At 65.1% G+C, this 12,751-nt stretch carries 10 protein-coding genes; 5 read left to right on the forward strand and 5 right to left on the reverse strand.

Annotation, left to right across the window (positions count from 1 at the left end; translation table 11 throughout):
- Positions 1–57: 57 nt before the first annotated feature.
- From MKD50_RS15220 to MKD50_RS15240, 5 genes are all read right to left on the reverse strand, one after another.
- Positions 58–420, reverse strand: a complete 363-nt coding sequence (locus MKD50_RS15220; protein WP_252667511.1) for a copper-binding protein — start codon at positions 418–420, stop codon at positions 58–60.
- Positions 417–3,587, reverse strand: a complete 3,171-nt coding sequence (locus MKD50_RS15225; RefSeq protein ID WP_252667513.1) for an efflux RND transporter permease subunit — start codon at positions 3,585–3,587, stop codon at positions 417–419. The genes MKD50_RS15220 and MKD50_RS15225 overlap by 4 nt, the downstream gene beginning before the upstream one ends.
- Positions 3,584–5,128: an efflux RND transporter periplasmic adaptor subunit gene (locus MKD50_RS15230; RefSeq protein WP_252667515.1), complete on the reverse strand. Its 1,545-nt coding sequence runs from the start codon at positions 5,126–5,128 to the stop codon at positions 3,584–3,586. The genes MKD50_RS15225 and MKD50_RS15230 overlap by 4 nt, the downstream gene beginning before the upstream one ends.
- The gene (locus MKD50_RS15235) at positions 5,125–6,432 is read right to left on the reverse strand and encodes a TolC family protein (protein WP_252667517.1); all 1,308 of its coding nucleotides are present in this window, start codon (positions 6,430–6,432) and stop codon (positions 5,125–5,127) included. The genes MKD50_RS15230 and MKD50_RS15235 overlap by 4 nt, the downstream gene beginning before the upstream one ends.
- A gap of 72 nt (positions 6,433–6,504) precedes the next feature.
- Complete coding sequence (locus MKD50_RS15240) at positions 6,505–6,903, reverse strand: copper resistance protein (RefSeq protein WP_252667519.1); 399 nt, start codon at positions 6,901–6,903, stop codon at positions 6,505–6,507.
- A gap of 341 nt (positions 6,904–7,244) precedes the next feature.
- Between MKD50_RS15240 and MKD50_RS15245 the strand changes: the two genes are divergently transcribed.
- The 5 genes from MKD50_RS15245 to MKD50_RS15265 all read left to right on the forward strand — a co-directional run bounded on the left by MKD50_RS15245 (position 7,245) and on the right by MKD50_RS15265 (position 12,694).
- Positions 7,245–9,506: a copper-transporting P-type ATPase gene (locus MKD50_RS15245; protein WP_256503738.1), complete on the forward strand. Its 2,262-nt coding sequence runs from the start codon at positions 7,245–7,247 to the stop codon at positions 9,504–9,506.
- Positions 9,507–9,590: 84 nt separating this feature from the next.
- Positions 9,591–10,133 carry a c-type cytochrome gene (locus tag MKD50_RS15250; protein WP_252667521.1) on the forward strand — a complete coding sequence of 181 codons (543 nt, stop codon included), beginning with the start codon at positions 9,591–9,593 and terminating at the stop codon, positions 10,131–10,133.
- A 190-nt stretch (positions 10,134–10,323) separates the two neighbouring features.
- Positions 10,324–10,959 (forward strand): nitroreductase family protein, encoded by a 636-nt coding sequence (locus MKD50_RS15255; RefSeq protein WP_252667523.1) that lies wholly within the window; start codon positions 10,324–10,326, stop codon positions 10,957–10,959.
- Between the two features lie 63 nt (positions 10,960–11,022).
- The gene (locus tag MKD50_RS15260; protein ID WP_252667524.1) at positions 11,023–11,568 is read left to right on the forward strand and encodes a carboxymuconolactone decarboxylase family protein; all 546 of its coding nucleotides are present in this window, start codon (positions 11,023–11,025) and stop codon (positions 11,566–11,568) included.
- A 157-nt stretch (positions 11,569–11,725) separates the two neighbouring features.
- On the forward strand, positions 11,726–12,694 hold the full coding sequence (locus MKD50_RS15265; protein ID WP_240071685.1) for an AraC family transcriptional regulator: 969 nt from the start codon (positions 11,726–11,728) through the stop codon (positions 12,692–12,694).
- The last annotated feature ends 57 nt before the right edge of the window (positions 12,695–12,751 follow it).

Genomic DNA, 12,751 nt, shown 5'->3' on the forward strand with positions numbered 1-12,751 from the left:
CCGAGCATCTGACATGGCATGCCGCCGTCGGGAGCGGCGACATGCGGCCAGGCGCGCCTACTTGCGCTGCATGTCGATGACGGTCGGCTTGCCGTCGATCTTGTCGAAGGTGACGGAAACCGCGTCGCCCTCCTTGAAATTCTTCAGCGAGGCGCGGTCCTTGACCGGGAACGCCATGGTCATGGCGGACATGCCGAGGTTCTCGATGGGGCCGTGCTTGAGCGTCACCTTGCCGGCCGACGCATCGATCTTCCTGATCTCGGCTGGCACGGGCTGGGAGGCCTGTTTTGACGCCACGGGCGCCTTGCTGTCCATGCCGTGCATGTTATGGCTGTCCATGGATCCCGCTGCGAATGCGGTGGAGGCGGTCGAGGCGGCGACGATGGTGAGCGCGAGTGCGAGAGTCTTGCCGGGTTTCATTGCGATTCGTCCTGAAGTGGAGAGTGGGTAGGGACTGGGGGAACTTGGGTCTGCCGTCGGCGCATCAGCCAATACACCGCCGGCACGACGAACAGGGACAGCAATGGGGCAGTCACCATGCCGCCGACCATCGGTGCGGCAATGCGCTGCATCACTTCCGAGCCCGTGCCATGCGACCACATGATGGGGATCAGGCCGCCGAGGATTACCGCGACCGTCATGGCCTTGGGCCGCACGCGCTGCACCGCCCCTTCCTGGATCGCGTGGAGAAGTGCCGACTGCGTGGTTTCGCCACGGTTTTCGCGTTCATTCCAGGCTTGTTTCAGATAGAGCAGCATGATGACACCGAATTCCGCCGCCACGCCGGCCAGCGCAATGAAGCCGACGACGCCAGCCACGGAGAGGTTATAGCCCAGCAGATAGAGCAGCCAGAAGCCGCCGATCAGCGAAAGCGGCAGCGTGCCCATGATCAGCAGCGCCTCATCCAGGCGGCCGAAAACCATGTAAAGCAGCACAAAGATGATCAGCAGCGTGAACGGCACCACCAGCTTGAGCCTGGCCGTGGCCCGTTCCAGGTACTCGAATTGTCCTGACCAGCTCAGCGCATACCCCGCCGTCATTGGCACCGTCTTTGTCACCACGGCCTGCATCTCGCGCACGGCTGAACGGAGATCCCGTCCGCGAATGTCGACATAGAGCCAGCCGGACAAGCGTGCATTCTCGCTGCGCAACATCGGCGGGCCTTGCACGACCTCGATGCGCGCCACGTCCGCAAGCGTGATCTGCAGACCCTTGTCGGTGACGATGGGCAGGGCGCGCAATTGCTCGATGGAATCACGATAGTCGCGCGGATAGCGGACGTTGATCGGAAAGCGCGCCAGCCCGTCGACCACATCACCGACATTCTCGCCCCCGATCGCGGATGACACGATACTCTGCACGTCCTCGATGTTGAGACCGTACCGGCCAGCGGCGCCGCGGTCGATATCCACATCGATATAGCGGCCGCCGGTGAGACGTTCGGCAAGCGCCGAGGTAACTCCCGGTACCGTCCTGACCGCCTCTTCTATCCTTGTGGCGAGCCGGTCGATCTCTTTCAGGTCCGTGCCGGCCACCTTGATGCCGACCGGGCTCTTGATCCCCGTGGCGAGCATGTCGATGCGGTTGCGTATCGGTGGCACCCAGACGTTCGACAAGCCAGGCACCCTGACCACGCGATCCAGTTCCTCCACCAGCTTGTCGGTCGTCATGCCCGCGCGCCACTGGTCCCGCGGTTTGAACTGGATGGTGGTCTCGAACATCTCGATGGGCGCCGGGTCGGTGGCGGTATCGGCGCGGCCGGCCTTGCCGAATACTGTCGCCACCTCAGGCACGGTCTTGATGAGCCGATCGGTCTGCTGCAACAGCTGCGCCGCCTTGCCGGCGGAGAGGCCGGGCAGCGCCGACGGCATGTACAGCAGGTCCCCCTCGTCGAGCGGCGGCATGAACTCCCCGCCGATGCGCATCGCGGGCCAGGCGGTTGCCGCCAGCAGCAGTACCGCGATCGCAATGGTGGTCTTGGGGTACGCCAGTACTCTGGCGAGCAAGGGCTGGTAGCCGCGGATCAGCCAACGGCTGAGCGGATTGGCCTGTTCCGATGGAATCCTGCCGCGAATCATGTAGCCCATCAGGACTGGCACCAGCGTGACCGACAGGCCGGCCGCAGCCGCCATGGAATAGGTCTTGGTAAACGCCAGCGGCGAGAACAGCCGCCCCTCCTGCGCCTCCAGCGTGAATACGGGAATGAACGAGAGCGTGATGATCAGCAGCGAAAAGAACAGAGCCGGGCCCACTTCCGCCGCGGACTCGCCAGTGACGCGCCAACGCTCCTGTGCGCTCAATGGTCGTTCGGGATGGTCGGCGTGCCAGCGTTCCAGGTGCTTGTGGGCGTTCTCGATCATCACCACCGCCGCATCGACCATTGCGCCAATGGCGATGGCGATACCGCCAAGCGACATGATGTTGGCGTTCACGCCCTGGTAGCGCATCACCAGGAACGCGGCCAGCACGCCCAGCGGCAGCGAGACGATGGCGACCAGCGCGGACCGCAGGTGGAACAGGAACACCAGGCACACCAGCGCCACCACGATGAATTCCTCGATCAGCTTGCCAGTCAGGTTATCCACCGCACGCTGGATCAGCGCTGAGCGATCATAGGTCGTCACCACCTCCACGCCCTTGGGCAGGCTCGTTTGCAAGGAGGCGAGCCTGGCCTTGACCGCGTCGATGGTCTCCAGCGCATTCTTTCCGGAGCGCATCACGATGACGCCGCCCGCGACTTCGCCCTGGCCGTCGAGTTCCGCGATGCCGCGCCGCATTTCCGGGCCGAGCTGAATGGTGGCGACGTCTCCCAGCCGTACCGGGATGCCGGCCTCGCTGGTGAGCAGCGGGATCTGGCGGAAGTCATCGAGCGTCTTCAGGTAGCCGCTGGCGCGCACCATGTATTCGGCTTCGCCCAGCTCCAGCACCGATCCGCCGGTCTCCTGGTTCGCCCCCTTGAGCGCCGCCAGCACCTTGCCCTGCGACAGGTTATAGGCCCGCAGCCGGTCCGGCATCAGGACAATCTGGTACTGCCTGACCATGCCGCCCAGCGACGCGACTTCGGCCACATTGGGCAGCGACTTGAGCTCGAAGCGCAGGAACCAGTCCTGCAACGCACGCAACTGGCCGAGGTCGTGCTGCCCGGTCCGGTCGACCAGGGCGTACTCGTAGATCCAGCCTACGCCGGTGGCGTCCGGGCCCAGGGCCGGCCTGGCAGCGGCGGGCAGCCGGGATTGCACCTGGTTCAGGTACTCCAGCACGCGCGAGCGCGCCCAGTAGAGATCGGTGCCATCCTCGAACAACACATAGACATAGGAGTCACCGAAGAACGAATAGCCGCGCACGGTCCTGGCCCCGGGCACGGACAGCATCGTCGTGGTAAGGGGATAGGTGACCTGGTTTTCGACGATCTGCGGGGCCTGGCCGGGAAACGGCGTGCGGATGATCACTTGCACGTCGGACAGGTCCGGCAGCGCGTCGAGCGGCGTGCTGCGCGCGGCCCACAAGCCCCACGCGGTCAGCACGACCGTGGCCAGCAGCACCAGGAAGCGGTTACGGATCGAAGCCAGGATAAGCCGCGCGATCATGGCCGGGCTCCCGGGGCAGAAGCTGCGCGTTCCACCGATGACAACGTCGCCGCACCGTCGCGGTCGAGTTGAAAGCGAAAGCGGATACGGTCGCCGGGCTTGAATCCTTGCGGCATGCCGGAAGCGGGTGCGGCAAAGTCCATGGTCATGGCCCCCCAGCTGGCCGACGGGATCGGCTCGTGGGAAATCGTCATGCTTTGCGCGCTGACCGCCTCCACGCGTCCGGTGCCTTCGTGCTCCGGGCCCGCGGCGGCGGTTGCCGGCGCGGCTGGTGCTGCGGTCATGCGCTGCGTGGCACCGCGCAGGCTGGCTTCGGAGTCGAGCAGGAACTGGCCGGAGACTACGACCTTCTGTCCGGATTCGAGGCCCTCGAGCACTTCGGTCTGTCCGCCGGAAGCCGCGCCAGTCTTGACCTCGACCGGGCTATACCCGCCGGGACCGGTTTCCACCATGACGATGGTGCGCGTGCCGGTGCGGATCAGCGACTCGGTCGGGACCAGCAGCCGGTCCGTGCCAGCTGCGGCCTCGAAGCGGGCCGTCACGAACATGCCTGGCAACAGCTGACGGCCCTTGTTCTGCAGTTCGATCCGCACCCTGACAGTACGGGTGCCGGGGTTGATGTCGGGCAGGATGGCGTCGACCTTGCCGGGCAGCGTTTGTCCAGGCAGGGCGGCCGCGAGCGCGGACACCGCCTGTCCGGGCCGTAGCCGCGAGACATAGGTCTCCGGCACCTCGGCCAGTACCCATACCGTCGCCAGGCTGGCAAGGCGAAAGAGCGTCGTGCCGGGGGAGACCGTCATGCCGTCGCGTGCGCCGACCTCGGTGACGATCCCGTCCACCGGACTGGTGATGGCAAGCCGCGGCTGCAGCTTGCCGGTGTCCTGCACCAGGCGGATGTGGCTGTCGGTCATGCCGGCCTGCCGCATGCGGGCCATCGCGGCTTCGCGCAAATCGCCCTGCAGGGTTGCGCCCATGCGGACCACCGCCAGGTATTCCTCTTGCGCGGTGACCCATTCCGGCGAATAGATCTGTGCCAGCGGCTGGCCTTTGCGCACCGGATCCAGCGTCGTCCTGGCATACGCGTGCTCGACGAACCCGCTGGTACGGGCCTGCAGCACTTCGATGCCGCGCTCGTTGATCGCAACATTGCCCGGAACTTCGAATGCGGAGGCCAGCCGGCCTGTCTTGACCTCTGCCGTGCGAACGCCAAGATTCTGCGCCACGCGGCTGTCAACGGTGACGGTCGCGCCGCCCCCCGCTTCCTCGTACACGGGCGACAACGGCATATCCATGAAGGGCGACTTGCCGGGTTTGTCGAAGCGCTGGCCCGGCACCATCGGATCATGCCAGTAGAGGATGCGCTTGCCCGTGCCCGGATCGATATCGCCGGCCTTCAGGTTCGCCGCCCCGGTGCCGCTGGCCGGCGTGTCCGACGCGGCGATCTGCCGGCGCCCCTGTTGATGGCCGAGATAATAGGCAGCGCCAGCGCTCGCCAGCACGAGCAGAACCGCCAGGGTCCGTGCCATCGCGGTTTGCTTCATGGTTGGGCTCCTTGCGGCGGCATGGCTTGCGCGGCGGTCGGCAACGGCATCAGGAACGTGAGTTCGGCCCAGAGCCTGGCGGTTGCTGCCTCCAGCCGGAGCCGATCGAGCGACAGCTCGAGCGCCTTGCGGCTGGCCTCCGCCACGGCGGCCAGGCTGCCGGCGCCAGTACGATAGGCGCTCAGGGCCGCCTCGGTTTGTGCTTTCGCCAGCGGCAACGTGGCATTGCGATAGCGCTCCAGGCGCGTCTGGCTGAGTTGCAGTTCGGCCTGCTTGCCGCGCAGCTGTCCAATCAGGCCACGGCGTACCGATTCGGCTTGCGCCCGCGCAGCGTTGGCCTGCGCCAGCCTGGCGGCCAGTTCGCGGTCCTGGCGATGTTCCTGGTCCCAAGGTAGCGGCAGCGAGACGTTCAGCGACACCATGTTCGAGTAGGCGGGGCCGCGCTGGCTGTACATCAGTTCGACGCTGAGATCCGGCATCTTGTTCTCGCGCGCGACGCGGCTCTCGGCCTCGGCCACGCCGGCTTGGGCCTGCGCGGCAGCGACGTCGGGCAGCTGCGTGGCGCCGGCGGCATCCAGGGTATCGAGCCAGGCCGGAGCATCGAGCGCGGGACGCTCGGCCAGCGGCAATGCTGCCGCATCGCCGACCCACCGACGCAACATCGCCCGGGACGAGGCGACCGCGGCGCGGGCTTCGTCTTCGCGATCCTGCAGTTGCTGCGATTCGATCCGGGCGGCCAGGATCTCGGCGCGCGAGCCGCGGTTGCCGCGATAGGCGGCCTGTGCCGCATCGATCAACAGCTTGATCGATTGCGCCTGTTCGGCGAGCAGCTCGTGCGCGCGTTCCGCATACCAGCGCTCCAGCCACGCCGTGGCGGTGCCGCGTTGCACGTTGGCCAGCGCCACCATACGTTGCGCCTCGGCCGACGACGCCTCGGCCTCGAAGCGCTCGGCGCGGGCCTGGCGCTTCGCCGGGCGTGTGAATTCCTGCATGAGGCTGATCGACCTCATGGTCATCGAATCGGTGCCCAGCGAGAACCGGTCCGGGCCATTCGCCGGGACGTTGTTGACGCCGACCTTCAGGACCGGGTCCGGCATCTGCCTGCCGGCCACAGCCATCTCGATGGCTGACTGGACTGCCGAGCGCGAGGTCTCGGCATCGGCCGAACGCGCCGCGGCGAGCGCGAGCGCTTCCTGCAGGGAAAGGGCTGGCGCGGACTCCGCCCATGTCGGATGGATCACGGCAAGCAGCGTGAGCGCGAGCGCCAGCCGGCGCCCGCACTTGGTGGATAAGTGCAAATGCATAAAGCCTCCGCAAAGCAACGACCACCCTGGAGCCGATGGCTCAGGGCACGACAACAGGCGTTGCTGCGGAGGCTACGTTCGGAAACAGCAGTGAAGGATGGGGAGGGGGCGTGGCGGCGCCCGGGGAATCGCATCGCGGGGAGCGGCCAGGCGATGTGCCAGGACCGGTATCGGCGCGGGCACCACGACATTGACCAGCACCGGATGGAAGGCGGGAATCTGAGGCGTGGCATGGTCGGCCGACTTCGAGCCGAACTGGCAATGCTCCTGGCATAGCCCGTCATGTACGCCTGGCCCGGCGTGTTCCATTGCCATCTCGGGGCAGGCTTCAGTCATGCCCGCCATCTCTTCCGTCGCGCTCAGCGAATACCGGCTGCCCTCGCACGCATACGCCGCCGCTGCCAGTTGCACTGTCAGGAAAGCGCTCAGCAGGAAGGCGGCAAGCCAGAGCCGACGAATAGTAGTACGCACTTGAGATACCTGGGTTGCCGGAATGGTAGCAGCGTTTGACTGCTTGCGGCATAAGCCGGTTGGCGGAGCCTGTCGTCCGTCTGTTCCATCATTGCCGCGTGGCCCCGGGCGCCGTCGACGCCAGCGAAGACCCGACCGACAACGCTCGTTGCACCTTACCGGGATGTAATGGTTGCGTAACGTCCTGGTGAGGGACGGCCCCGTACCCTGGACCGGTACGGCCGCTGGTTTTCGCCCTGGCCGTCCTTGACCTTACTACCATGGGAAGGCCTAAGCTGCCGTCTTTGGGCGCGATGGCGGACTCCCCCGTGATGGCAGGCCCAACAACCAAGGGAACCAGGATGAACAGGACGAGCAGCGACCGCGATGCCAAGATGCCTGGACGCCACGGTGGCGCACAGGGTGACCACGCCCATCATCACGAGCATGCGCATCACCATGTTCATGCTCATGAGCAATCCGGCACCGGGACCGAGCCAGCCCCGGCGCAGCCTCCCGCCGAGGGCACGATCTATACCTGCCCGATGCATCCGGAAATCCGCCAGGACCATCCGGGCAACTGCCCGAAATGCGGCATGACGCTGGAACCGTTGATGCCGGAACTCGATGAGGATGAAAACCCGGAGCTGGCGGACTTCCGTCGCCGCTTCTGGTGGACGCTTCCGCTGACCGGCGTGGTGTTCGTACTGGCGATGTTCGGGCATCGCCTTGGCTGGATGGACCTGTCGACGCAGAGCCGGGTCGAGCTTGCCTTGTCGACGCCGGTGGTGCTGTGGGCAGGGTGGCCGTTCTTCGTCCGGTGTTTCCAGTCGATCGTCAACCGCAGTCCCAACATGTGGACGTTGATCGGGATCGGCACTGGCGCCGCCTATCTCTACAGCGTCGTTGCGACCGTCATGCCGGCCGCCTTTCCGCAGGCTTTTGCCGAGCATGGCCGCATCGGCGTCTACTTCGAGGCCGCGGCAGTGATCATCTCCCTCACTTTGCTGGGACAGCTGCTTGAACTGAAGGCCCGCTCCCAGACCTCGGCCGCCATCAAATCGCTGCTGGGGCTGGCGCCCAAGACGGCGAGACGCATCGGTCCCGGCGGCATCGAGGAAGACGTACCCCTGGCCCATGTGCATGTTGGCGACCTGCTGCGCGTGCGGCCCGGCGAGAAGGTGCCGGTCGACGGGGTCGTGACGGAAGGCACCAGCGCCGTCGACGAGTCGATGATCACCGGCGAGCCGATTCCCACCACCAAGCGCGCCGGCGACCGTGTCATCGGCGCCACCATGAACACATCGGGCAGCCTGGTGATCCAGTCCGAAAAGGTCGGCTCGCAGACCGTGCTGTCGCAGATTGTCCAGATGGTTGCGCAGGCGCAGCGCTCGAAGGCGCCGATGCAGCGCTTGGCGGACAAGGTTGCCGGCGTCTTCGTCGTCGGCGTCATCGGCATCGCGGTGCTGACCTTGGTCGCGTGGGGACTGTTCGGTCCCGAGCCGGGCTGGGTGTTCGGCCTGATCAATGCCGTCGCGGTGCTGATCATCGCCTGTCCTTGCGCGCTGGGCCTGGCCACGCCGATGTCGATCATGGTGGCAAGCGGCAAGGGGGCGTCCGGCGGCGTGCTGTTCCGCGACGCCGCAGCAATCGAAAACCTGCGCAAGGTCGATACCCTGATTGTGGACAAGACCGGGACGCTCACCGAGGGCAGGCCGGTATTCGAGCGCGCGATCGGCGCCAATGGCTTTACCGAGGAAGACGTGCTGCGGTTGGCTGCCAGCCTGGATCAAGGCAGCGAACACCCACTGGCGGCAGCGATCGTCGAAGCCGCCCGTAGTCGAGGCCTGCCGCTGGACAAGCCGGAAAGCTTCGAGTCGAGTTCGGGGATTGGGGTAAGGGGCGCGTTGGCAGGCAGCAAGATTGCGATCGGAAACACCGCGCTCATGGAAGCCGAGGGGGTGGCCACCGAAGCACTGGTAGCGCAGGCGGACGCATTGCGTGCGCAAGGCGCCAGCGTCATGTATCTCGCGGTCGACAGCAAGCTTGCAGGCCTGCTCGCCGTCTCCGACCCGGTCAAAACCACCACGCCCGAGGCGCTGGAGCGTCTTCGGGAAGAAGGCATCCGTGTCGTCATGGCCACTGGCGACGGCATCGCAACCGCCAGGGCGGTGGCCGCAAAACTTGGCGTGGACGAATTCCATGGCGAGGTCAAGCCGGCCGACAAGCTGGAACTTGTCAAATCCCTGCAGCAGTCCGGCGCGGTGGTCGCCATGGCCGGCGACGGCATCAATGACGCGCCGGCGCTGGCGCAGGCCGATGTCGGTATCGCCATGGGCACCGGCACCGATGTCGCGATGAACAGCGCCCAGGTCACGCTGGTCAAAGGGGATTTGCGCGGCATCGCCCGCGCCCGGCAACTCTCGCACGCGACCATTCTGAACATGAAGCAGAATCTCGGTTTTGCGTTCATTTACAACGCCCTCGGCGTGCCGCTGGCGGCCGGCGCGCTGTATCCCGCGACGGGCCTGTTGCTGTCGCCGATGATCGCGGCGCTGGCGATGAGCCTGAGTTCGGCCTCGGTCATTGCCAATGCGCTGCGTCTCAGGGGCGCTGCTTCGTAAGGCGGATGCGCATGGATACGGGGTAACCTCTTTATTTTTCAGGAGTCAGGTGTAGTTGATGAAGCTTATTGGTGCAGGGGCGACATGAACAAATCAGGCAAGCCACGCTGGCGGATCGTGGCGCTGCTGGTGCTTGGCGCGGCGATTGCCGCCGCCGTTGCGCTGCAGACCAGGCGGTACCTCGATACGCCATCCGATGCCGGCAAGACAGGCGATATACGGAAGCTGCGCATCGATGCCACCGACGTGGTCAGCGTTGCGCAGGGTCGCAAGGTTTATGCACAGCAATGCGCCGCATGCCATGGCGCCAACCTGGAGGGCCAGCCCAACTGGCGCGAGCGGCTACCGAACGGCCGCATGCCGGCACCTCCGCATGATGCTTCCGGCCATACCTGGCATCATCCCGACGCCGTGTTATTCGCAATCACCAAGAATGGGCTGGTGGCCGGGGTGACGGCTCCGCAGGGTTATGTCAGCGATATGCCGGCATTCGGGCAGTCTCTGTCCGACGAGGACATCGTTGCCGTACTGGCGTATATCAAAAGTACCTGGCCACAGAAAATGGTTGCGGCGCAGCGGGAGGTGACCGAAGCGCATGCCGTGCGCAAGCAGGGCGCGGCGCAGTAATCGCATATACCGGCCCACAGCTCGCAGCTTCCCGTTGGCGCGGTGACGGGAGAAAACCTGACCATGGGCACGGGCGACTGAACCAACTTGCTTGATCCTTTTGGGCATTTTTTCGATTAAATTGCGTCTCGAAATGCGCATTGCCTGGACCTAAAGTGGAGGCTCTCAACCACCTGACGAGAGCCCTCCAATGACCAAGGAAATCACCCGGACCAATGCAGTCATCGAATGTATCCTGAGCCGCAGCGCGGCCAAGTACTACGATCCCGCCGCCGCCTTGAGCGACGACGAAATCCGCGCGCTGGTACGAATCGGCACCAGCGCGCCGACATCCTTCCACATGCAGAACTGGCGCTTCATCGCCGTACGTTCCGCCGAGGCCAAGGCACGGCTCAGTCCGATCGCGTGGAACCAGCCCCCCATCACCGAAGCTGCCGTGACTTTCATCGTCTGTGGTCAGCTGGCCGATTCGAGCGTAATACCGGATCGCCTGGCGCCGCTGGTGGAGGCGGGCGTCATGCCGGCGGAGATGGTGTCGGAATGGGAAATCCCCGCACGCGACCTGTACATGGATTACCCCCAGCGCCAGCGGGACGAGGCCGTACGCAGCGGCACCTTCGGCGCGGCGGCAATGATCTACGCCGCCCGTTCGCTGGGCCTGGGTTCGACGCCGATGATTGGCTTCGATGCCGAAGCGGTGCACCGCGAGTTCGGACTTGGGGGGAATGAAGTGCCGGTCATGCTGTTGTCCGTAGGAGCAGAGCGCACCGGAAACTGGCCGCAGAAGCCGCGCCTGCCGGTGGCCGATGTGTTGGACCTGGTATAAGCGGCCCGCCGCCGCACATGGACTATCCCAAACTAGTAAAGCCAGTAACTTAAAGAGACTACGATGCCAAGAACTATTGCCCTGAAGCCGGAACAAGTGCCGGCCGATTCGAAACCGACCCTCGACGCGTTCACCAGGAACATCGGATTCACGCCGAACATGATGGCGACCTTCGCCCAAAGTCCGATCGCGTTCAACTCATGGGCCACCCTGCTGGGCTCCCTGAGCAAGGCGCTCGACGTGAAAACGCGTGACAGCATCGGCCTCGCCGTCTCCGAAGTGAACGGCTGCAATTACTGCCTGACGGTTCACAGCTTTACCGCCGAGCATATGGCCAGGCTGGCGGCCGATGAAATCATTCTCGCCCGGAGGGGCCATGCCACCGACCCGAAGCGCGACGCGGCGGTCCAGTTTGCGCGCAAAGTCATCGAGACCCGCGGCAACGTCACCGACGCCGATTTCAAAGCCGTCCGCGATGCTGGCTACACGGATGCGAACATCATGGAAATCGTCGCACTGGTTGCCATGTATTCGCTGACAAACTTTATCAATAACGTGTTTGACCCCGACAAGGACTTTCCTGCCGTTGCGCCGGCCGGCTCGGTGTGACGCGATACGCTCGCATCGATGCGTCTCCGGTCGATGCGAGCACCATGCCCCAAGCCTGGAGGTACCCGGGAGAGATTCCCGGGATACTGAAGAGCTAGCGAGAGACCGCTGGGCAATTGCCATAAGATGCGTGATCGTTCCAGGTTCCCGAGATCCTATGTCCCAACTCGACTGGCTGAGCCAGCTGCTGCAAATGATCACCGTCACCGGGCGGCTGGAGGTCCGATGCGTCTATGGTGCGCCATGGCGGGTAGCCTGGCCTCAGTCCGCGGCGCACGAGATTCCCTACCACGTGGTGCTCAAGGGCCGGGCGATCGTCGAGAATCCGCAGACGCAGAAGACGCTGGAACTGGTGGCAGGAGATATCGTGCTATTGCCTCACGGGTCGGCCCACGTACTGCACGACGGCAGTGGACAGGCGCCGGGTCGTACCCACAATCGCCACGGCGCTGCAGGATGGATGCTCAGCCAGAATGATGGCCCGGGCGAGCAGCTGGACCTGTTATGCGGGCGATTTCTCATCGAGCCGCCGCATGATCGGCTGATTCGCAGTTATTTGCCCACGAACCTGGTGGTAAGTGCATTGGGCAACCATCGCGAAGAGGCCTCCGCATCCGCTTCGCATCACCTGGCCGGCCTGCTGGAGCTGATGCGCATGGAGTCGACCGGCGACAAACTGGGCGGATGCGCCATGCTCAACGCGCTGACCTCGGCGCTGTTCACATTGGTGCTGCGCGCCGCCAGCGAATCCGCGCAGGCCCCCGCAGGCTTGTTGGCCCTTGTCGGTCATCCGCGGCTCGCGCCGGCCATTTCGGCCATGTTCGCCGATCCGGCGCGCCCCTGGACCCTGCCGGATCTGGCCGACTTGTGCAGCATGTCACGCGCCACCTTCATGCGGCACTTCCAGGACAAGCTGGGACGCTCAGCCATCGAACTGCTGACCGATATCAGGATGAGTCTCGCCGCCAACGCGCTGAAGAAGCCGGCGATGACCACAGAGGCCGTCGCCGATTCAGTCGGGTATCGGTCGGTGGCTGCGTTCCGGCGTGTATTCACGGAAACGATGGGAATGACGCCGGGGCAATGGCGCCGCCGCGCTCGCCAAACGGGTAACGACTCTGCATGATGGCCGGGTTTGACGAACAAAAGGCCCGTCGCCGGCGCGACGGGCCTTATTGCTTCC

It is taken from the genome of Cupriavidus mimosae, from assembly GCF_023952485.1.
In the GTDB taxonomy this organism is placed as follows: domain Bacteria; phylum Pseudomonadota; class Gammaproteobacteria; order Burkholderiales; family Burkholderiaceae; genus Cupriavidus; species Cupriavidus taiwanensis_C.